Raw genomic sequence first — 18,335 nt, 5'->3', positions numbered from 1 at the left:
GGCGCGTTCTTGCAACGCGCCGGTCGGCTGTATCCGACTTAGGAACCAGCGCCGCTGAGCGTGGTGACGGCGCGGCGGTTCTGCGACCAGCAGGAGATGTCGTCGCAGACCGCGACCGGACGTTCCTTGCCGTAGGAGATGGTCTTCAGGCGGCTGGAGGCGACGCCCTTGGAAACCAGGAAGTCGCGGGCGGCGGCGGCGCGGCGGGCACCAAGCGCCAGATTGTATTCGCGCGTGCCGCGTTCGTCGGCGTGACCTTCGACGACGATGGCATACTGCTTGTATTGGTTCAGCCACTGCGCCTGGCGGGCAAGCGTCTGCTGTGCGTCAGCCCGGATCGAGGTCGAGTCCGTATCGAAGAAGATGCGGTCACCGATGTTGACGGTAAAGTCCTGTGCCGAGCCAGGTGTTGCGGCACCCGCGCCGTTGAGGCCAAGGTCAGCAGCGTTGTTCGGGGTCTTCTTGGAGGCGCAACCGGTGATGGCGAGCATCGCCACCAGCGCGATCATGACCGGGTTTGTGGTAAGTGCTGCGATACGGCCCATGCCGCCTCTCCTTCGTATTGCGAGTGATCGTATTCGAGTGATTTCGTTGATCACCCAGTAACCACGTTTGGGTTAACCGGCATTCAAGAAACACGGTTAAAAATTGGTTTAGCTGCCCGTCCGCAACCTGTTTGATCCGGGCCACAGTTGGCGCGGACCCTAGGCGGAAATGCGGCCAAAACATGAAAGAAAGAGGGAATTGAGGAACTGAAGAACTGAGGAATTGAAGAAAGGGTTCAGGTCAGCCTCTCTCTAAGGCTCACGAGCATCCCATGGATTTGGGCATAGGATTGTCGCCAAGTGTCGAGTTGGGACGGCGTGATGTATTGAAGATCGCACGCGTAGGATAGCCACGTCTCCACTTCGCTGCATGACCCGATCGCCATCGAAACGAAACGAGCAAATTCAGCTTTGGAGTGGCTTTGTTTGGCAAATCCTTCAGCCAGATTGGCGCAGATCGCCTTGCTCGAGCGGCGCAACTGATCGGCCAGTGCGTATTGCTCAATTTTCGGAAAGCCAAGAGTGGCTCGATGCACCTCAAGAGAAGCTGAGTAAGCGCGCTTGTAGACTTCCAAGTCTCGTGCGCGCTCGACGAAGCGCCCCGGCTTCTCCATTCCTCAGTTCCTCAGTTCCTCAGTTCCTACTCAAGCAGCGGCGACCAGGCCGGGTCGGACGCGAAGTTCGCGGTCGGGATAGGCTGTTCGTTGCGGCCGGTAAGATCGACCGAAACCAGTTTCGGTCCGCCATTGGCGTCGCGGAAGAACATCAAGACGCGGCCATTCGGCGCCCAGGTCGGCCCTTCCTGCTGGAAGCCGGACGACAGGATGCGCTCGCCCGAACCGTCGGTCTTCATGACGCCGATCTGGAACTCGCCGCCGGTCTGCTTGGTGAAGGCGATGAGATCGCCGCGCGGCGACCACACCGGCGTCGAGTAGACGCCATCGCCGAAGGAGATGCGGGTCTGGCCCGAGCCATCGGCACCCATCACATAGATCTGCGCGCGACCGCCACGGTCGGAGGTGAACACCACCTTGCTGCCGTCGGGCGAATAGGAGGGTGAGGTGTCGATGGCGGTCGAGTTGGTCAGCCGCGTCGTCGAGCGGCTGCGCAGGTCCATGGCGAAGATGTTGGAATTGCCGTCGTCGCGCAGCAGGCTCATGATCACCTTCTGGCCGTCGGGCGAGAAGCGCGGCGCAAACGTCATGCCGGGGAAATTGCCGACCAGTTCGCGCTGCCCGGTCTCGATCTGCAGGAGATAGACGCGAGGCTGGCCGCTTTCGTAGGACATATAGGTGATTTCCTGCCGGTTCGGCGAGAAACGCGGCGTCAGCACGATCGACTTGCCATCCGAGAGATAGCGGACGTTGGCGCCGTCCTGGTCCATGATGGCGAGGCGCTTCTTGCGCGCGTTCTTGGCGCCGGATTCGTCGATGAACACCACACGCGTGTCGAAATAGCCCTTCTCGCCGGTCAGCCGCTCGTAGATGGCGTCGGCGATGATGTGGGCGACGCGGCGCTGGTTGGCGTCATTGGCGAAGAACTGCTCGCCCGCCATCTGCTGGCCGGCGAAAGTGTCCCAAAGCCGGTACTGGGCGCGAATACGGCCGTCGGCTTCCTTGCTGACGCTGCCGGTGACCAGCGCCTGCGCGTTGATCACCTTCCAGTCATCGAAGCGGGGGGCGGCATCCGGGTTGGTGATCTTCTCGATGAAGGCGCTCTTGTCGATCGGCGCGAACAGGCCGGAACGCTTCAGGTCGGCGGTGACGATCTGGGAGATCTGGGCGCCAAGCGCATCGCCGCCCTGGAAATCGGTGATCGCGATCGGCAGCGGCTCGACATTGCCCTTGTTGACGTTGAGCTCGACGAGCGCCAGCGCCGGCAGCGTGCCGGCTGCCGTCATGCCGATGGCCATGGCTGCTATCATCAGGAGCGGCTTGAGGATTGATTTCATGTCTTCTCGCTTCTCATACTGATTTTTTCGGATGTCAGGGCCTAAAGGCCCAGCATCTCCCTTGGATCGAACGTGACGCGGATGTCGTTCCAGATGTCTTGCTTGCCGGCGGGAACCTGCAGGCCGGCCACGTCGCATTTCTGAACCGCGCGAACCGCGCTTTCATCGAACTGCCGGTTGCCGCTCGACTTCTCGACCGATGGGCGACCGTCAAGCTTGCCGGAGTTGTCCAGGGTGAAGCGCACGACGACGACGAAATTCTCCGAGCCTTCCAGCCCGACCGGCAATGTCCAGCAACCACCCAACTGGCTTTCCAGGGCGCCTTGCTCCGACTTCGACAGCTTCTGGCCCTGATCCTTGTCGCCGCCGAGCGAGGCCTGCTGCGTCGAGCGCTTGGCGCCGCCGCCGGATGGCTTCTGCTTGTCGAGCAGGGCGGAGATCTCGTTGGCATTGAACTGCTTGTCGTCGGATTTCGGTTTCGACGAGGCTTCCTTGACCGGCTTGTCGGCATTCTTGCGATCTGGCGCCTTGGCGCTTTCAGCCGGTGCCGGCTGCGGCTTCGGCCGCGCTTCCGGCGCCGGCGCCGAGCTCGGCAATTGCGTCTCTTCGGTGGGCGGATCCTTGGCTATGGCCTCGGCGACGGCATCCGGCTTGACCACGGGTGTCGGGTCGATGGCGGCGGTCTTGTCCTGCGGCGGCGGGGTCGGTGCCGGCTTGGCCGGCGTCGGCTTGGGCTCCGTCTGCTTGACCGGCTCGGGCTTCACATCTTCCTTGGGCTGCGGCGCAGGCGCCACTTCCGTCGCCGGAGTGGGTTTGGGCTTTTCCTGTGGCTTCGGCACGTCCTCGGTCTTCGGGATTTCCTTCGGCGTCGGCGCGGGCGGCGGAGCCGAGGTCGTGTCGACGGGCTTCGGCTTGGCCTCCGGCGTTATCGGCTTGTCGGTGTCGACGCTGTTCTCGCCAACCTTCTGGGCTGCAGGCACGATGTCGGGACGCTGCGTCGGCAGCGGCGCCGGCTTTTCATGCATCACGGCCTTCTTGTCGCCCTGCAAGGTCTGCGCAATGGCTTCCATCGGCACGATGTCGACCGCGACCGACTCGACGTCGGCGGACGGCAGCGCGGCCGGCGCCGACAGGGTGAACAGGCCGAAGGCCAGCACCGCCGTATGCAGTATCACCGATGTGGTGAGGCCGGTCTTCATCTTGCGTCTATTGATCCTGTTCCTGCAGCGAAACCAGGCCGATATTCTTGTAGCCGGCAGCCGAAATACGGGCCATCACCTTCATCGCCGTGCCATAGTCGGTGGCCTTGTCGCCACGGATGAAGATGCGTTCCTCGTAGCCGGTCTTGGAGATCGCCTGCAGCTTGGCCACCAGTTCCTCGATCGGGATCTCGGTTTCCTGGAGATAGATCTGGCCGGCGGCATTGATCGAGACGGTGATCGGCTGCGTGTCGGCATTCATGGCCTTGGCCTGTGTGTCGGGCAGGTCGATCGGCACGCCGACCGTGAGCATCGGCGCCGCGACCATGAAGATGATCAGAAGCACCAGCATGACGTCCACCATCGGCGTGACGTTGATCTCCGACATCAGCCCATGGTGACGGCCGCGCCGCCTGTGGCCGCGCCCGCCGCGTCCCGACATGCCTACGGACATACCCATCAGTTACTCCTCAGGCCTTCGGCGCGACTTTTTCATCGATTTGGCGCGAGAGTATGGCGGAGAACTCGTCGGAGAACCCTTCCATGCGCACCGCGAGCTTGCTCGCGTCGGATGACAGCTTGTTGTAGGCGATGACGGCGGGGATAGCGGCGAGCAGGCCGATCGCCGTCGCCAGCAGCGCCTCGGCGATGCCGGGCGCAACCACCGCAAGGCTGGTGTTCTTGGAGCCGGCAATGGCCTGGAACGAGGTCATGATGCCGATGACGGTACCGAACAGGCCGATGAAGGGGGCGGCCGAACCGGTGGTGGCGAGGAAGCCGAGGCGGCCCTCCAGCTTCTCCATCTCGCGGGTCAGTGCCAGGTCCATCGCCTTGTCGATGCGGGTCTGCAGGCCGAGCGGCGTCTTGGCACCCTTCTCGAAGCTCTTCTTCCACTCGCGCATGGCGGCGACGAAAATGGCGCCCATGCCTGACGTCTTGCGATCGGCGAGCGTGCGGTAGAGCTCCTCCAGCGACTGCCCGGACCAGAAGACCTGCTCGAAGCGGTTCAGCGCCAGCCGCATGCGGCCATAGGCAACCAGCTTGTCGATGATGATCGCCCAGGTCCAGACCGAGGCGCAAAGCAGGCCGATCATGACCAGCTTGACCACCCAGCTGGCCTGCATGAACAGCGCCCAAATCGACAATTGCGCGCCCGGATCGGCGAGTGCGATATTTTCCATCGTTACGTCCTTAAGATTTTCCGGGCGAAGCTGGCGGCTGGCCCATGGCATCCCTTGTGGTCGGTTCGCACGCAGCTACCGGACACCCCAAACCGTGCCGTTGTCGGCCTTTTCAGGGCAAATATTGGTGAAAGGAAGGCGCCGGATTGCGCCAATCTTCACCAATCTCTTCATGAACCGTTATGGTTAAGGATGGGTTAGTGAATAAGGCGCGGCGCATTGCCGCGCCCAGCGGCGCAGCCGACGCACTTCCACAGGCTAGTCCGTTTCGTCCACGTGGGTGGGATAATCCTGCCCGCCACAGAGGACACGCAGGATGAGAACCTGCTCTTCGTGAACCCGGAACAGGATCGACGCGCGCCGTTCAAAGCAGACGACGCGGATTCCGGGTCCGATGGCGTCGCGAACGATGCCACGTTCCGGGAACGTGGACAGCGCCATGCACGCCGCCTCGATACGGTCGATATAGCCACCGGCACGCGCGGCACCGCTTTCCTTTTCGATGTAGTTGTAAATGGCAAAGATGTCGGAGCGCGCCGAGGGTCTGAAAACGACCCTATGCGTCACGCTTGGCAACCTTCATGCGGTCTGCATGGTGCTCGCGCAATGCCTTGAACACATCCTCGGCCGGGATATCCGGGCGCGGATCGTCGAGAGCTTCCTGCACCTTGGCTCGCATGATGGCGGTGATGACCTGCTCCTCGCGGTCAAGGGCGCGAAGCGCGGCACGCATGACTTCGCTCGCGGACTCGTACGCTCCCGACGCCAGGCGGGCGTCGAGGCTGCTCTGCTGGCGTCCGAGCGTCACGCTTATGGGTTTGCTGGTTCTCATGGCGAATGTCTTCCTTGTGTTACCCTTGTAGCACAATGTGTGACACTGTCATACTATTCAATCAGCCGAAGCATGAGACCTGGGCATGAAGGCCGCGACCCATTCCTTGGGAAAGCGCCGCGGTCGGCCATTCTCGCCGATGATCGCCGCCTCGACCCTGGCTTCGACCAGCACCTCGTCGCCGCGCTTGAGCTGCTGCGCCATGAAGATGCGCGCGCCGGAAATGGTGTCGGTGCGGGTGTCGACGGTCAGGATGTCGTCGATGCGGGCGGGGATGCGGAAGTCGATCTCCATGCGGCGCACCACCCAGACGATCTTCTCGCCATGCTTGCCGTCGGCGAGTTCCGTGTGATGCACGCCGGTGAGCCTGAGATAATCGGAGCGGCCCCGCTCGAGGAATTCGAGATAGCGCGCATGATAGACGACGCCCGAGAAATCGGTGTCGGCATAATAGACCCGCGCCATCAGCCGGTGGCCGAACGCCGTCAGCGCGCCGGAAAGGCCGGCCAGCAGCGTCGCCGATTCACCATGATCGCCCATTGCGCTTCCTTTTTCAGTCGCGGCGAGGCACCAGTTTTGCGCGTGACCTCGGACAAACGGTTTCCGTTTGTCCAGAGACCATGCTCCAGAAAGAAATGGAACAGGAAGACGGTTCAACCAAACGTCATCCTGATCTGACATCGGATGGCACTGTTGACGGCTATGATCAAGAGTTTGATGGCGGCGCTGCTGGTGCTGGCGGCCTTGGCGGTGCCCGGCCAGGCCGCGACCTTCTCGATGAAGCGCGGCCTTAATCTCGACCAGTGGGTCACCTGGCCGGGCGAGGATCAGTGGAGTGAGGCCAAGGCCATACTGCCCTATCCGGAATGGCGCAAATTCCTTCAGGAGGACGATCTCAAGGCGCTCAAGGAGGCGGGCTTCGATTTCCTGCGCATGCCGGTCGACCCGTCGCCTTTCCTGTCCGACCAGACAACGGCGCTGCGCGACGACCTCTATGCCAGCGTGCTGGACTCGGTGCGCATGATCAATCGCGCCGGCCTCAAGGTGATCGTCGACATGCACCTGATCCCGGCCGGCGGCAGCCGCAAGATAGGCATGGCCGAGGTGATGGACGATCCGCGGACCTTCGACAGCTACGTCGATATGATACGCAAGATGGGCCGCACCTTGGCCGGGGAGGATCCTGAAAAGGTTGCCTTCGAGTTGATGAACGAACCGATCGTCGATTGCGACAGCGACGGCACCAGCCTGTGGCCGGACCGCCAACGGAAACTGTTCGCCGCGGCGCGATCGTCGGCGATGAAGCTAACCCTGGTGCTGACCGGCGCCTGCTACTCCGCCGCCTCGTCCCTGGAGAAGGTCGATCCGACGGCGATTCCCGACGACAACGTCATCTGGACCTTCCATTCCTATGATCCATTCCTGCTCACCCATCAGGGTGCGACCTGGGCCGGCGACTTCATCCCCTATGTGACCGGCCTGCCCTATCCGCTGACGTCAGTGCCCAAGGCGCAGCTCGACGTGACGCTCGACACCATTCGCGCCCGGATCAAGGCCGAGGCGCCGTGGACACGGCAAAGCGGCCTGCTTGCCTATCTCGACGAGCAGGTCGCCAGCATGGACAGTCCCGCCAAGCTGCTTGGCCTGATGGACGCGCCCTTCAACAAGGTCGAGGCGTGGGCCAAGGCCAACGGCATCAAGCCGGAAAACATCACGATGGGCGAGTTCGGCATGATCCGCCAGGAATACGGCAATGCCTATGTGATGCCGGCCGAATACCGCGCCGCCTATGTCAAGGACATGATCGCGCGCGCCGAGGCGCATGGCTTCTCATGGTCGGTGTGGAGTTATGGCGGCGCCTTCGGCATCGTCGACGCCTTCAACGGCGACAAGGCCGAGCCGGACGTGATGGATGTGATCCGGTCGCTTCACTAAAGGTGTGAAACGGTTTCCCTTGGGAATTGCGTCAAAACAAAGAGCTGTATTCAAATCAACCGAGGTCGATCTGCAGGATTTCCGGCCTCATGCCGAAACGCACCGGCAGGATGCTGAAGCCGAGCCCGCCCGAGACGATCAGATTGCGGTCGTTCTCGACGACGTGGCCATAGGCATAGCGATTGCCGAAACGCGACGGCACGACGGGCGAATAGCCGAACAGCCGCACCTGCCCGCCATGGGTATGGCCCGACAGGGTCAGCGAAACGCGCCATGGCACGGTCGGAAAAATATCAGGCTCATGGGCGAGCAGGATGATCGGCGCGCCGTCACCGACCTTGGCCAGCGTGCCGTCGAGATCGTCGAGCCCCTTGCACGGGTCACCCCTCCTGGCCGGCAACAGCGCCAGCTGGTCGGCCAGGCCGGCGATCCAGACGCCATGGCCATCCTTCTCGAGGCGCACGGCATCGTTCTCCAGCACCGGGATGCCGACCTTCTCCAGGGCCTTGCGTGCTATGATCGGGCCGGCTCCGGCGCGCTGTGCGAAGCCATCGCTCCACCAATCGTGATTGCCAAGGATCGACAGCACCCCGAGCGGCGCCTTGAGGCCCGACAGCGCGGATGCCCATTGCGACGGCGTAACCGGCCCCGTCACCAGCGGCATGCCCGCAATATAGTCGCCAAGCAGCACGATCAGGTCGGGCTGCAAAGCGTTCGCATCGTCGACGAGCGAGGCAATTCGTTCCTGCGTCATCCATGGCCGGCAGGCATGGATGTCGGCAAATGCCACAACCCGTAGCTTCAGGCCATCAGGCCAGTGCGGCGGCGTCAGCGCGTAGCGCTTCACATGCGCCAGCAGCATCGGCTCGATGCCGACCGCATAGGCGCCAAGCGCGACAGCCGTCAGGAAAGACCCGCCGATGAAGCGCAGGAACCCGCGTCTGCTTATCATTCCGTGGCTCCGGCACATGGATCGCGGCGGCATGCCGCGAGACAGTGCCGATAAAATCCACGATTGCGCCGGCAAATCGGCAAAGGCGAGCAGATTTTGCGCATTCACGCATGCTTGATCACTGGTCCGGGAACCAGTGCCCGATCGCCTGCGTCCCTACTCTTCCTGGAACAGGTTGATCTGCTGCTGCGCCAGGTCCTTCGGCGCGTCGAGGCCGAGATGGCGCCAGGCATTGGCCGTCAGCATGCGGCCGCGCGGCGTGCGCTGGATAAAGCCCTGCTGGATCAGATAGGGCTCGATGATGTCCTCGATGGCGTCGCGCGGCTCCGACAGGCCGGCCGCGATCGTCTCGATGCCGACCGGCCCGCCGCCGAAATTGCGTGCGATCATGGAGAGGTAGCGGCGGTCGAGCGCGTCGAGGCCGAGCGCGTCGACTTCCAGCCGTGTCAGCGCCTCGTCGGCGATCAGGCGATCGACGTGACCATCACCGGCGACCGAGGCGAAATCGCGCACGCGGCGCAACAGCCGGCCGGCGATGCGGGGCGTGCCGCGCGCGCGCCGCGCAATCTCAAGCGCGCCATCGTCGCCGAGCGGCATCTGCAGGATGCGGGCGCCGCGCCGCACGATCTGCTCCAGCTCTTCGACCGTGTAGAAGTTGAGCCGCACCGGAATGCCGAACCGGTCGCGCAGCGGATTGGTGAGCAGGCCAAGCCGGGTGGTGGCGGCGACCAGGGTGAAACGGGCAAGGTCGATCTTGACCGAACGCGCCGCCGGGCCCTCGCCGATGATCAGGTCGAGCTGGAAATCCTCCATCGCCGGATAGAGGATTTCCTCCACCGCCGGGTTCAGCCGGTGGATCTCGTCGATGAACAGCACGTCGCCTTCCTCGAGATTGGTAAGCAGCGCGGCAAGATCGCCGGCCTTGGCGATGACCGGACCGGAGGTCGAGCGGAAATTGACGCCGAGTTCGCGCGCCATGATCTGTGCCAGCGTCGTCTTGCCCAGCCCCGGCGGCCCGACGAACAACACATGGTCAAGCGCCTCGTTGCGGCCCTTGGCGGCCTCGATGAAGACTTTGAGATTGGCCCGCACCGCCGCCTGGCCGACAAAGTCGGCAAGTGTTTGCGGCCGCAAGGTCTGGTCGGCATCCTCGCCGCGTTTTTCCGGAGCAATGAGACGAGGCGACAGGCTCATGCTGCCTTCCTCGCATAAGGCAGAGGACCGGACAAGCGAGCCCTCACCGCGCCAGTTCCTTCAGCCCGAAGCGAATCAGCTTCGAGGCGTCCGCGTCCTCGCCCGCCGTCTTCAGCGCCGCGGCAACCGCATTGGCAGCGGTGTCGCGCGAGTAGCCGAGATTGACCAGTGCCGAAACCGCGTCGGTGATCGGCGCGGCTGCCACGCCTTCGCCGAGCTCCTGCTTCAGGCCGATGGTCCCGGAGGCCGAACCCGCATAGGCCGGCGCCTTGTTCTTCAATTCGGTGACGATGCGCTCGGCCACCTTCTTGCCGACGCCTGGGGCGCGGGAAACCATGGCGATGTCGCGCAGCGCGATCGCATTGGCGAGGTCGGCCGGCGCCAAAGTCGACAGGATGGCCAGCGCCACCTTGGCTCCTACGCCCTGCACATTGCTCATCAAAAGCCGGAACCATTCGCGCTCCAGCGCCGACTGGAAGCCGTAAAGCCGGATCATGTCCTCGCGCACATAGGTCTCGATGAACAGCACCACCGCCTCGCCGGGCGAAGGCAGCGCGGCCAGCGTGCGCGCCGAGCAATAGGCGACGTAGCCGACGCCATGCACATCGACGATGCAATGATCCTCATCGATCTCGTCCAGCGTGCCCTTGAGCTTGCCGATCATTTCCAACAGCCTCTCATGACGCAAGCGCCATCCGATAGGCGGCGCTCTGCCGGTGATGCGCGTGGCAAATCGCGATGGCCAGCGCGTCGGCGGCATGTTCGGTATCGAAGGTCGCCTTCGGCAGCAGCACCTTCACCATCATGTGGATCTGCTTCTTGTCGCCATGGCCGACACCGATCACCGCCTTCTTGACAGCATTGGGCGCGTATTCGGCGACGACGAGGCCGGCCCGTGCCGGCACCAGCATGGCGATGCCGCGCGCCTGGCCGAGCTTCAGCGTCGCCACGGCATCCTTGTTGACGAAGGTCTGTTCGACGGCCGCCTCATGCGGCATTGCCGCATGCAGGACTTCGGCGAGTCCGTCATGCAATTGGCAGAGCCGCGTCGCCAGCGCCGCCTTGTCCTCGGAGCGCACGGTGCCCGAGGCGACGAAGCGCAACGAATTGCCGAGGCTCTCGACGATGCCCCAGCCGGTGCGCCTGAGCCCCGGATCGATGCCAATGATGCGAATCGCGTCCCCCATACGGTAACTTTACCCCCTGGGCGGACAGCGATGCCAGCGAAATGTGAACAAACCGGAAACAGCAACCTGTCGAGCCGGAAATTTCCGAAGTCGCCTAGTTGCGGGCGAACGCCGTATTGAGCAGGCTGATCTGATCCGAAACCGGATTGGGCCGGCGGCTCAATGGCTGCATGTCGACCACGGCGCCGTCGCCGTAGATTTCGTCATCCATGCGGCGCACCAGTGCCTGCAGGCGAAGCGAGCGGTTGACGAGGTCGAGGAAATCCTCGGGCAGTTCGGCCCAGCCGGCGGCTTCGTCATGCGCGGAAGCGGTATCGAGGCGCACCTTGGACTTTTCCGATGCGACCTGGTCCCGGGTCATTTCGCCCGAATTGGCCGCGCGCTGCAAAAGCAGCCAGGAGGCAACCTGCATCAGCCTGGTGGTCAGCCGCATCGATTCGGCCGCGTAGAGCGTGGCCGCCAGCCGCGACAGTTTCTTGGCCTCGGCGCGGCCCTTGCCATCGAGATATTCGGCCGCCTGTTCGACCAGCCCCATGCCTTCCTGGTAAAGCGGTTTGAAGGAGTGCGAAAAAACCCGGCGTTCCGCCAACTTCACGGTTTTCGCACTGCCCTTCGAAGGCTCGTTCATTGATACGCCCCTGCACTTGCGACCGGCCGATTCGGTTCACTGCCGATACACCCGGCACCCTATATAACTGAAGCTTGAAAATGCGCTTCGCCGGGGGTGAAGGCAAGCACATGTTTAACAGAAGGTTAACAGCCATCCGCCGCGCGGGGTGCCGCCGGAATGCGGACAAAAAAAGAGCCGCGGATAAGGCGGCTCTCAGGAGTTTAACAGGGAGGCGTCAAACAAAGTGGCTCCAACCACTCGGTAAGAATCCAGATCACTGGATGCACATAGTAAACGCCTGTAAAGCTTAATGAACCTTTAACGGCCCCGAAGTTTTTTGATCGAACACCCCATTCCTGTGCCGTAACGGCACAGGCCGAAAGTCAGTTTCCCGCTCTGCTCAGGCCTTCTTCCAGACCACCGGCAGGGAGATGAAGGCAAACAGAAGCATGCCTGCATAGAAGCCGATCGAAGCGATCCCCAGCAGCGGTTCGATTGCCGGGTTGCCGGCAAGCAGGATGTAGAGGCCGATCATGAGCCCGATCCCGCTGATTGCCGTCAGCCAGAAGTGAACGACAGCGATCATCTTTTGCCCGACAGCCGGAAACAGATGATAGAAGAAGGCAAAGACCGCCGACATCAGCCAGCCGGCCACCATCGTATGGGCATGGGTTGGCATCTGGCCGTGGTCTTCGCTGATGGCCATGTGAATGCCGAGCGCCATGCCGAACAGCGAATAGATGACGGCCAGCGTAAAGAAATTCCGTGCTACCCCTTGCATGCTTGTCCCCTCGAATTGCCTTTTCCCGTTTTCGGGAATGGGTTGATCGTCAGGCGATTTCTGTCGCCACCGGGCTTCCGGCTCGGCGCACTAGCATCGGCAAATGTTTCTGGACGATGTCGCGCCGCCCCCTTCCCGCACTTCTCACGATAGCAGAAAATGCAGCCGCGCATCGGTGGATGTTGAGAACCGGCGCAAGCCGAAAACCGCCGAAACAAAGGCTGTTTTTTCGCGACATCGTTCCGAAACAGGCGCCACGCTAAACGCCCGCTCCTCTGACGGCTGGCGCATCTCCGCTCCGCCGCAAAACCACCAGAAATGCCCAGGAGCAACCAATGGACTGGTATTCGATCGTCAAATTTCTCCACATCGTCTCGGCCATTTTGTGGGTCGGAGGCGGCTTCGTGCTGTTCCTGCTCGGCGTGCTTGCCGAGCGCGCCGGCAACATCGCGGACAAGCTTCAGGCGATGCGCGCCAGCGGGCAGTTGGGCGGGTGTTTCTTCGCGCCGATGTCGATGCTCACCCTGATCTTCGGCCTCATCATGTGCGGCTTCTGGGTCGGCTTCTCCGACCTGTGGATCGTCATCGGCCTGGTCGGCTACGCCACGACCTTCTCGATCGGCATGTTCATCTTCAAGCCAACCGGCGAGCGCATGGGCGCGATGATCGCCAAGGAGGGCGTCACGCCGGCTGTGCTTGCCATTGGTCAGCGCATGATGAGCGCGGCGCGCTTCGACTATGCGGTGATGCTGGTGATCGTCGCCGACATGGTGCTCAAGCCGACCACGCATGACATCGGCATCCTCGCCGGCATGGCGCTGGTCATCGCGGTGGGCGCCACGCTGGCCCTTGGCGGCAACCGTCGCCTCGTGCCCAGCGCCGCCTGATCCCTCTGACGGTGAGCGGCTGGGCAACCGCCTCGCCCGCTACATCAGGCCGGCAAGGCCGTCCCACAGCAGCTTGACCGCCACGACGGCCACGGTCGCGTAGGTGAAGGGATAAAAGATCTCCGGCCGCATGCGCCGCACCAGCCAGGCGCCGGCGATGGTCGACAGCGGCGCCAGCGGCATCAGCACGGCGGACGCCGTCAGATTGGCGGTGTCGAACTGGCCGAGCGCGAAATAGGGGATGAGCTTCAACGCATTGGTCGCGGCAAAGAAGATCGCGGCCGTGCCCGACAGCACCTTGGGGTCGAGGCGGATCGGCAGCGCATAAACCTGGAAAGGCGGGCCACCGACATGGGCGACGAAGCTGGTGAAACCAGCGACCGTGCCCCAGATCGCGGCGGCCACGCGGTTGGGTTCGGCGGCGTGGTCAGAGCCATGGCGGAACTGCAGATAAAGCCAGCGCAGCACGAAGATGATGGCGACGGCGCCGACGATGAGCCGCACCGCCTCCTCGGTGACAAGTGCGGCCGTCAGCCAGCCGAGGCCGATGCCGATGACGGCGCCCGGCATCATGTCGACCAGCATCTTGCGGTCGTAAACGCCCCACCATGTCCACACCGAGACAATGTCCATCAGGCACAGGATCGGCAGCAGGATGGCGGCCGCCTGCACAGGCGGTATGGTCAGCGCCATCAGCGGCACGCCGACGAAACCGACAGCGCCGCCGAAACCGCCCTTGGACAGGCCGACCAGAATGACCGCCGGAACGGCAGCCGCGTAGAACCACGGATCGAGAAGCAGGCCTGACATGGGAGGGGACTGGTCTGGAGGGAAGTGCGTCACCGCCTGAATAGCCCAGAATTCTGAACGGAGCGACAGCAAATCCAGGCAGGGCGCGTCTGGCCAATGACGCCCTTGTCCTTTCGACTATCCTATCGACGCGCCGAGACCAGCAGGAACATCGGCCGCTCGAGTTCTTCAGCCAGTTCGGGCTTGGCCGCGACCTGCGCATCCGTGGGACGGAATTCCTCGACATGCCCGATCGTGAAGCCGGACTTGATCAGCGCGTTGAGCGTCGTGCCGATGGTGCGGTGGTGTTTCACCACGCCCTTGGCCAGCCAGTCTGTTTTGCGCGGACCTTCCACCAGATAGCGATCGACAGGCCATGTCCGGCGGCCTTCGGCATCGACCACCCAGCCCGGCCTGGTCGGGGACATGTAGATCGGATGTTCGGTGGAGAAGACGAAATGCCCGCCGGGCGACAGGGCCTGATGCACCGTCCTGAACAGGCGCGCGACATCCTCGACATAGTGCAGGGCAAGCGAGCTGTAGGCGAGATCGAATCCGCCCGCCGGCAGGCTGAGATGGTCGAGGTCGGCCCGCTGATAGGTGATGCCCGTGTCCGGGCCGGCGGCTCTTGCCCGGGCCAGCATCTTTTCCGACAAGTCCAGCCCAAGGACGTGGCTCGCTCCATTGTCATGCGCCCAGCGGCAGAACCAGCCGAAACCGCAGCCGAGGTCGACGATCCGCAAGCCGCCGACTTCAGGGAGCATCGCGCGTAGCGCCGGCCATTCGGCGGCACCGTCCAGGCCTTCGATCGACCGGCCGAGCTGGCTGTAGCCCGCGAAGAACTCCGGCTGGTCGTAGATATTTTGCGCCATGTTTTCTTCCTCGTCTCTCAACCAATCCTCTGGCGGAAGATCGACATCTGGGGGACAGGCCGCGCATTTCCACCCCGGCCTTGCGGGGTCAAGACGATCAGGCCGGCGCCCCGAGCGGCGGCGGCCGCCGCCGGATCGGCTGCGCCTTGATGATGGCGGTGCTGGTCTCGGCCTTGTCGGCAATGCGGTCGAGAATGCCGTCGAGGTCGCCGATCGAGCGCACGAACAGACGGGCGACGAAACAGTCGTCGCCCGTCACCTTGTCGCATTCCGCGAACTCGGCAATCTCCTCGATCAATTTCTGGACGATGTGCAGCTTGCCCGGCAAAGGCTTGATGCGCACGATCGCCTGCAGCGTATAGCCGAGCGCCAGGGGATCGATCTCGACGGTGAACGCCCGGATGACGCCGCGCTCCTCGAGCCGCCGGAGCCGCTCCGAAACACTCGGCGACGACAGTCCGACCTGGGCGGCCAACTCCTTCAGCGAGGTCCGTGCATCCCTCACCAGGATTTCGAGGAGATTTCGGTCGAGATCGTCCAGCATTTCTGATTTCTCACAGATTCGCAGCAGTAGCCTAATATAATTAGGTCATCCTTGAATATGACCTTTTCCGCAAGATGGAAAGCCGACACCTCGCATGAGAATATGACGCCTCAACAGGTCAGAGGCTGATCATGAACGATACGGTACGCGGCACGGTCGAGATGTCGGCCGCAATGGCGATCCTGGGCACGATCGGATGGTTCGTCATCATGTCCGGCCAACCGATCATGGACGTCGTGTTCTGGCGCTGCGCGTTCGGCGCGGCGACACTGCTTGTCATCTGCACTTCGCTCGGCTTGCTGCGCGACAAGCTGCCCCTGCGCGTCATCGGCCTGGCCGCGCTTGGCGGCGCGGCCATCGTCATCAACTGGGTTCTGCTCTTTAGCGCTTTCTCGCGCGCGTCGATCTCGATCGCCACCGCTGTCTACAACACCCAGCCCTTCATGCTGGTCGGCTTCGGCGCGCTCTTCTTCGCCGAACGGCTGACGCTGACCAAGCTGACCTGGCTGATAATAGCCTTCGCCGGCATGGTGCTGATCGTCGAGGCCACCCCTGACGCCGGCGATGTCGGCACCAACTATTTTGCCGGCATCCTGATGGCACTGGCCGCGGCCTTCTTCTGGGCCGTCGCGGCCATCGTCACCAAGAAGCTCAAGGGCACGCCGCCGCATCTGATCGCGCTGATCCAGGTCTGCGTCGGCGTCGTCATGCTGGCCCCCTTCGCTGATCTTTCGCATCTTCCCGCCGACCCGTGGAGCTGGGCCATGCTGGCGACGCTCGGCATCGTCCACACCGGCCTGATGTACATCCTGATGTATGGTGCCATCCAGAAGCTGCCGACGCATCTGCAGGCATCGCTGTCTTTCATATATCCGGTCGTCGCCATCCTGGTCGACGTCACCGCCTTCGGCCACCGGCTGCATCTGAGCCAGGTCGTTGGCGCCGCCGCCATCCTGATCGCCGCGGCCGGCATGAATCTCGGCTGGTCCTTGTGGAAGCCGAAACCGTCCGTCACGAGCCCCCAGCCGATCGAGTAGGGTCCGCCCGCCGGCACCCCGCCGGCAAAAATCGCCATCCCGGCTGCCCGCCTGTTCAAAGCGGGCAGTTTGCTCTATGCCGCAATCCAACCATCTTCGCCCGGCATAGGCGAAACCCGGGATCGAAGAACCATGAACGACGCCACACCCCCAAATCGTTGCCGCATCGTGCTGATCGCGCCGCCCGGCGTGCCGGCCGCCCGCATCGCCAACGCATTCGACGGCGGCGACGTCGCCTCGCTGATCCTGCCCGAGAACGGCATGGACGAGGCCTCCTTCCAGGCTTTTGCCGAGCAGATCGTGCCGACGGCCCAGGCCGCGGGCGTGGCCGTGATCATCGCCGGCGACACCCGCATCGCGGGCCGTGTCCAGGCCGATGGCATCCATGTCGAGGCGTCCAAGGCCGAACTCGCCGAAACGATCGAACATTTCCAGGCGAAGATGATGGTCGGCGCCGGCGGCGCCAAGAAGCGGGACGACGCACTCGAACTCGGTGAGGTCAGGCCGGACTACATCTTCTTCGGCCGCTTCGGCTACGACAACAAGCCGGAGCCGCATCCGCGCAATCTGTCACTGGGCGAGTGGTGGGCGCAAATGATCCAGATCCCCTGCATCGTCATGGCCGGATCCGATCTGGCTTCCGTCGAGGAAGTGGCCGCCACCGGTGCCGAGTTCGTCGCGCTGTCGAGCGCGGTGTTCGCCGATGGCGTCGATCCGCAAGCGGCAATAGGCCGGGCCAATGCGCTGCTCGACGAAACCGCGCCGCGCTTCGAGGACTGATGTGGCTCCGGTGAGGCTTCCCCTTCAGGCCTTGCTTGCAGCGGTCATGATCCAGGCCGCCGCCGCCGAAACGATTCCCTTGCCGCAGCCCAAGCCCGAAGTCGGCGTGCACACCGACAAGCCGATCGAAAAGCAGCTGCCGCAACCCGCCACCACGGCGGAGCCGTCGCCGCTGCCCTCGGCCGACAGCATCAATCCCGACCGCTTCGGGGCCAAGCCGGCGGACGCGGCCTACGGCGCCTTCCAGCGCGGGCTCTACAAGACGGCCTACAACCTTGCGCTGGTCCGCGCGAAAAATGGCGACCCGGCGGCGCAGACATTGGTGGCCGAGATCCTGTCGCGCGGGTTGGGCGTACCGCTCAATACAGCCGAGGCCGCCAAATGGTACGCCGCCGCCGCCGAACAGGGCGTGCCGGAATCACAGTTCCAGTACGCGCTGATGCTGCTCGACGGCCGCTACGTCAAGAAGGACACGAAAGAGGCCTATGCCCTGATGCAGGCCGCGGCCGAAGCCGGCAACCAGCTGGCGCAGTTCAATTTCGCGCAGATGCTGGTCCAGCAGGATCCCGGTGACGCCGGCCTGGCCAAAGCGGTCTCCTATTATGAGCGCGCCGCCGCGACCGGCCTCCCCGACGCGCAGTACGCCATGTCCCAGATCTACGCCAATGGCGTCGGCGGCAAGCCGCGCGACGATGCGCAGGCAAGGCGCTTCCTGGCGCAGGCCGCACGGCAGAACTATGACACCGCGCAGATCGATCTCGCCGCCTGGATGATCGAGGGGCGCGGCGGCGCCCGTGACCTGAAATCGGCTTTCGGCTGGACGAAGCAGGCCGCCGAGGGCGGCAATGTCGCCGCCCAGAACCGCCTGGCGAAACTCTATATGCAAGGCATCGGCACCGACCCGGACCTCGTGCTCGCCGGCGCCTGGTACATCGTCGCCCGCCGCGCCGGTCTCATCGACCCCGACATGGACGACTTCCTGCAAGGGCTGAGCGACGACCAGACCAAGCAGGCCCTGCAGAAGGCAAACCGCCTGCCGTGATGGCGCTCGTGCAATCG

23 protein-coding genes are annotated in these 18,335 nt (G+C 63.5%); 5 read left to right on the top strand and 18 right to left on the bottom strand.

The genetic code is table 11. From position 1 onward, the window contains the following. Positions 1–38: 38 nt before the first annotated feature. The 9 genes from pal to ybgC all read right to left on the bottom strand — a co-directional run bounded on the left by pal (position 39) and on the right by ybgC (position 6,248). Positions 39–545, bottom strand: a complete 507-nt coding sequence (gene pal, locus AC07UC_RS07440) for a peptidoglycan-associated lipoprotein Pal (RefSeq protein ID WP_140776460.1) — start codon at positions 543–545, stop codon at positions 39–41. Between the two features lie 236 nt (positions 546–781). Then, complete coding sequence (locus AC07UC_RS07435) at positions 782–1,159, bottom strand: four helix bundle protein (protein ID WP_494904902.1); 378 nt, start codon at positions 1,157–1,159, stop codon at positions 782–784. A gap of 26 nt (positions 1,160–1,185) precedes the next feature. After that, positions 1,186–2,469, bottom strand: coding sequence for a Tol-Pal system beta propeller repeat protein TolB (gene tolB / locus AC07UC_RS07430; protein WP_494908909.1), 1,284 nt, complete (start codon positions 2,467–2,469; stop codon positions 1,186–1,188). Between the two features lie 68 nt (positions 2,470–2,537). Beyond that, a complete protein-coding gene (gene tolA, locus AC07UC_RS07425) occupies positions 2,538–3,695 on the bottom strand; it encodes a cell envelope integrity protein TolA (RefSeq protein ID WP_202325558.1) in 1,158 nt (385 codons plus the stop codon). Between the two features lie 7 nt (positions 3,696–3,702). Continuing rightward, a complete protein-coding gene (gene tolR / locus AC07UC_RS07420) occupies positions 3,703–4,155 on the bottom strand; it encodes a protein TolR (RefSeq protein WP_140776466.1) in 453 nt (150 codons plus the stop codon). 10 nt (positions 4,156–4,165) lie between these two features. Continuing rightward, the gene (tolQ, locus tag AC07UC_RS07415; RefSeq protein WP_010912029.1) at positions 4,166–4,876 is read right to left on the bottom strand and encodes a protein TolQ; all 711 of its coding nucleotides are present in this window, start codon (positions 4,874–4,876) and stop codon (positions 4,166–4,168) included. 258 nt (positions 4,877–5,134) lie between these two features. Continuing rightward, the gene (locus AC07UC_RS07410) at positions 5,135–5,443 is read right to left on the bottom strand and encodes a type II toxin-antitoxin system RelE/ParE family toxin (protein ID WP_494904899.1); all 309 of its coding nucleotides are present in this window, start codon (positions 5,441–5,443) and stop codon (positions 5,135–5,137) included. Continuing rightward, positions 5,433–5,708 (bottom strand): type II toxin-antitoxin system ParD family antitoxin, encoded by a 276-nt coding sequence (locus AC07UC_RS07405; RefSeq protein ID WP_494904897.1) that lies wholly within the window; start codon positions 5,706–5,708, stop codon positions 5,433–5,435. Before AC07UC_RS07405 ends, AC07UC_RS07410 begins: the two co-directional genes overlap by 11 nt. A 57-nt stretch (positions 5,709–5,765) precedes the next feature. Continuing rightward, positions 5,766–6,248, bottom strand: a complete 483-nt coding sequence (ybgC, locus tag AC07UC_RS07400) for a tol-pal system-associated acyl-CoA thioesterase (RefSeq protein WP_202325555.1) — start codon at positions 6,246–6,248, stop codon at positions 5,766–5,768. Between the two features lie 144 nt (positions 6,249–6,392). On the opposite strand from ybgC, the gene AC07UC_RS07395 reads away from it, so the two are divergent. Continuing rightward, positions 6,393–7,643 (top strand): glycoside hydrolase family 5 protein, encoded by a 1,251-nt coding sequence (locus AC07UC_RS07395; RefSeq protein WP_494904895.1) that lies wholly within the window; start codon positions 6,393–6,395, stop codon positions 7,641–7,643. A 55-nt stretch (positions 7,644–7,698) separates the two neighbouring features. Here the strand turns inward: AC07UC_RS07395 and AC07UC_RS07390 are convergent, their stop codons facing one another. The 6 genes from AC07UC_RS07390 to AC07UC_RS07365 all read right to left on the bottom strand — a co-directional run bounded on the left by AC07UC_RS07390 (position 7,699) and on the right by AC07UC_RS07365 (position 12,367). After that, the gene (locus tag AC07UC_RS07390; protein WP_494904893.1) at positions 7,699–8,595 is read right to left on the bottom strand and encodes a metallophosphoesterase; all 897 of its coding nucleotides are present in this window, start codon (positions 8,593–8,595) and stop codon (positions 7,699–7,701) included. Between the two features lie 156 nt (positions 8,596–8,751). Next, complete coding sequence (gene ruvB, locus AC07UC_RS07385; RefSeq protein ID WP_010912034.1) at positions 8,752–9,789, bottom strand: Holliday junction branch migration DNA helicase RuvB; 1,038 nt, start codon at positions 9,787–9,789, stop codon at positions 8,752–8,754. A gap of 43 nt (positions 9,790–9,832) precedes the next feature. After that, the gene (ruvA, locus tag AC07UC_RS07380; protein WP_140776711.1) at positions 9,833–10,453 is read right to left on the bottom strand and encodes a Holliday junction branch migration protein RuvA; all 621 of its coding nucleotides are present in this window, start codon (positions 10,451–10,453) and stop codon (positions 9,833–9,835) included. Positions 10,454–10,466: 13 nt separating this feature from the next. Beyond that, on the bottom strand, positions 10,467–10,976 hold the full coding sequence (ruvC, locus tag AC07UC_RS07375) for a crossover junction endodeoxyribonuclease RuvC (protein ID WP_056575418.1): 510 nt from the start codon (positions 10,974–10,976) through the stop codon (positions 10,467–10,469). Positions 10,977–11,070: 94 nt separating this feature from the next. Continuing rightward, the gene (gene rcdA, locus AC07UC_RS07370; protein WP_140776478.1) at positions 11,071–11,604 is read right to left on the bottom strand and encodes a protease adaptor protein RcdA; all 534 of its coding nucleotides are present in this window, start codon (positions 11,602–11,604) and stop codon (positions 11,071–11,073) included. Positions 11,605–11,986: 382 nt separating this feature from the next. After that, positions 11,987–12,367: a hypothetical protein gene (locus tag AC07UC_RS07365; RefSeq protein ID WP_140776480.1), complete on the bottom strand. Its 381-nt coding sequence runs from the start codon at positions 12,365–12,367 to the stop codon at positions 11,987–11,989. A 335-nt stretch (positions 12,368–12,702) separates the two neighbouring features. Here AC07UC_RS07365 and AC07UC_RS07360 point away from each other — a divergent pair, with 335 nt between their 5' ends. After that, on the top strand, positions 12,703–13,254 hold the full coding sequence (locus tag AC07UC_RS07360; RefSeq protein WP_140776482.1) for a DUF2269 family protein: 552 nt from the start codon (positions 12,703–12,705) through the stop codon (positions 13,252–13,254). A 39-nt stretch (positions 13,255–13,293) separates the two neighbouring features. On the opposite strand, the gene AC07UC_RS07355 is transcribed toward AC07UC_RS07360, so the two are convergent. The 3 genes from AC07UC_RS07355 to AC07UC_RS07345 all read right to left on the bottom strand — a co-directional run bounded on the left by AC07UC_RS07355 (position 13,294) and on the right by AC07UC_RS07345 (position 15,459). Then, positions 13,294–14,064, bottom strand: coding sequence for a sulfite exporter TauE/SafE family protein (locus tag AC07UC_RS07355; RefSeq protein ID WP_172371935.1), 771 nt, complete (start codon positions 14,062–14,064; stop codon positions 13,294–13,296). A 122-nt stretch (positions 14,065–14,186) separates the two neighbouring features. Beyond that, positions 14,187–14,915, bottom strand: a complete 729-nt coding sequence (locus AC07UC_RS07350) for a class I SAM-dependent methyltransferase (protein WP_202325551.1) — start codon at positions 14,913–14,915, stop codon at positions 14,187–14,189. A gap of 97 nt (positions 14,916–15,012) precedes the next feature. Then, a complete protein-coding gene (locus tag AC07UC_RS07345) occupies positions 15,013–15,459 on the bottom strand; it encodes an Lrp/AsnC family transcriptional regulator (RefSeq protein WP_140776488.1) in 447 nt (148 codons plus the stop codon). Positions 15,460–15,590: 131 nt separating this feature from the next. Between AC07UC_RS07345 and AC07UC_RS07340 the strand changes: the two genes are divergently transcribed. The 3 genes from AC07UC_RS07340 (at position 15,591) to AC07UC_RS07330 (ending at position 18,318) form a co-directional block, all read left to right on the top strand. Beyond that, entirely contained in the window at positions 15,591–16,496 is a 906-nt protein-coding gene (locus AC07UC_RS07340; protein ID WP_494904888.1) for a DMT family transporter, read from the top strand. A gap of 132 nt (positions 16,497–16,628) precedes the next feature. After that, positions 16,629–17,276: a thiamine phosphate synthase gene (locus AC07UC_RS07335; RefSeq protein ID WP_494904886.1), complete on the top strand. Its 648-nt coding sequence runs from the start codon at positions 16,629–16,631 to the stop codon at positions 17,274–17,276. Between the two features lies 1 nt (position 17,277). Then, complete coding sequence (locus tag AC07UC_RS07330) at positions 17,278–18,318, top strand: tetratricopeptide repeat protein (protein WP_494904884.1); 1,041 nt, start codon at positions 17,278–17,280, stop codon at positions 18,316–18,318. Positions 18,319–18,335 lie beyond the last annotated feature (17 nt).

The sequence above is a fragment of the Mesorhizobium sp. GW821-FHT04C10 genome (genome assembly GCF_059420305.1).
This window is presented reverse-complemented; position numbering and strand designations above follow the sequence as displayed.

Coding starts and splice junctions, on each gene's coding strand:
- pal (WP_140776460.1), bottom strand. CDS start 545: ATGGGCCGTATCGCAGCACTTACCACAAACCCGGTCATGATCGCGCTG.
- AC07UC_RS07435 (WP_494904902.1), bottom strand. CDS start 1,159: ATGGAGAAGCCGGGGCGCTTCGTCGAGCGCGCACGAGACTTGGAAGTC.
- tolB (WP_494908909.1), bottom strand. CDS start 2,469: ATGATAGCAGCCATGGCCATCGGCATGACGGCAGCCGGCACGCTGCCG.
- tolA (WP_202325558.1), bottom strand. CDS start 3,695: ATGAAGACCGGCCTCACCACATCGGTGATACTGCATACGGCGGTGCTG.
- tolR (WP_140776466.1), bottom strand. CDS start 4,155: ATGGGTATGTCCGTAGGCATGTCGGGACGCGGCGGGCGCGGCCACAGG.
- tolQ (WP_010912029.1), bottom strand. CDS start 4,876: ATGGAAAATATCGCACTCGCCGATCCGGGCGCGCAATTGTCGATTTGG.
- AC07UC_RS07405 (WP_494904897.1), bottom strand. CDS start 5,708: ATGAGAACCAGCAAACCCATAAGCGTGACGCTCGGACGCCAGCAGAGC.
- ybgC (WP_202325555.1), bottom strand. CDS start 6,248: ATGGGCGATCATGGTGAATCGGCGACGCTGCTGGCCGGCCTTTCCGGC.
- AC07UC_RS07395 (WP_494904895.1), top strand. CDS start 6,393: ATGGCACTGTTGACGGCTATGATCAAGAGTTTGATGGCGGCGCTGCTG.
- AC07UC_RS07390 (WP_494904893.1), bottom strand. CDS start 8,595: ATGATAAGCAGACGCGGGTTCCTGCGCTTCATCGGCGGGTCTTTCCTG.
- ruvB (WP_010912034.1), bottom strand. CDS start 9,789: ATGAGCCTGTCGCCTCGTCTCATTGCTCCGGAAAAACGCGGCGAGGAT.
- ruvA (WP_140776711.1), bottom strand. CDS start 10,453: ATGATCGGCAAGCTCAAGGGCACGCTGGACGAGATCGATGAGGATCAT.
- ruvC (WP_056575418.1), bottom strand. CDS start 10,976: ATGGGGGACGCGATTCGCATCATTGGCATCGATCCGGGGCTCAGGCGC.
- rcdA (WP_140776478.1), bottom strand. CDS start 11,604: ATGAACGAGCCTTCGAAGGGCAGTGCGAAAACCGTGAAGTTGGCGGAA.
- AC07UC_RS07365 (WP_140776480.1), bottom strand. CDS start 12,367: ATGCAAGGGGTAGCACGGAATTTCTTTACGCTGGCCGTCATCTATTCG.
- AC07UC_RS07360 (WP_140776482.1), top strand. CDS start 12,703: ATGGACTGGTATTCGATCGTCAAATTTCTCCACATCGTCTCGGCCATT.
- AC07UC_RS07355 (WP_172371935.1), bottom strand. CDS start 14,064: ATGTCAGGCCTGCTTCTCGATCCGTGGTTCTACGCGGCTGCCGTTCCG.
- AC07UC_RS07350 (WP_202325551.1), bottom strand. CDS start 14,915: ATGGCGCAAAATATCTACGACCAGCCGGAGTTCTTCGCGGGCTACAGC.
- AC07UC_RS07345 (WP_140776488.1), bottom strand. CDS start 15,459: ATGCTGGACGATCTCGACCGAAATCTCCTCGAAATCCTGGTGAGGGAT.
- AC07UC_RS07340 (WP_494904888.1), top strand. CDS start 15,591: ATGAACGATACGGTACGCGGCACGGTCGAGATGTCGGCCGCAATGGCG.
- AC07UC_RS07335 (WP_494904886.1), top strand. CDS start 16,629: ATGAACGACGCCACACCCCCAAATCGTTGCCGCATCGTGCTGATCGCG.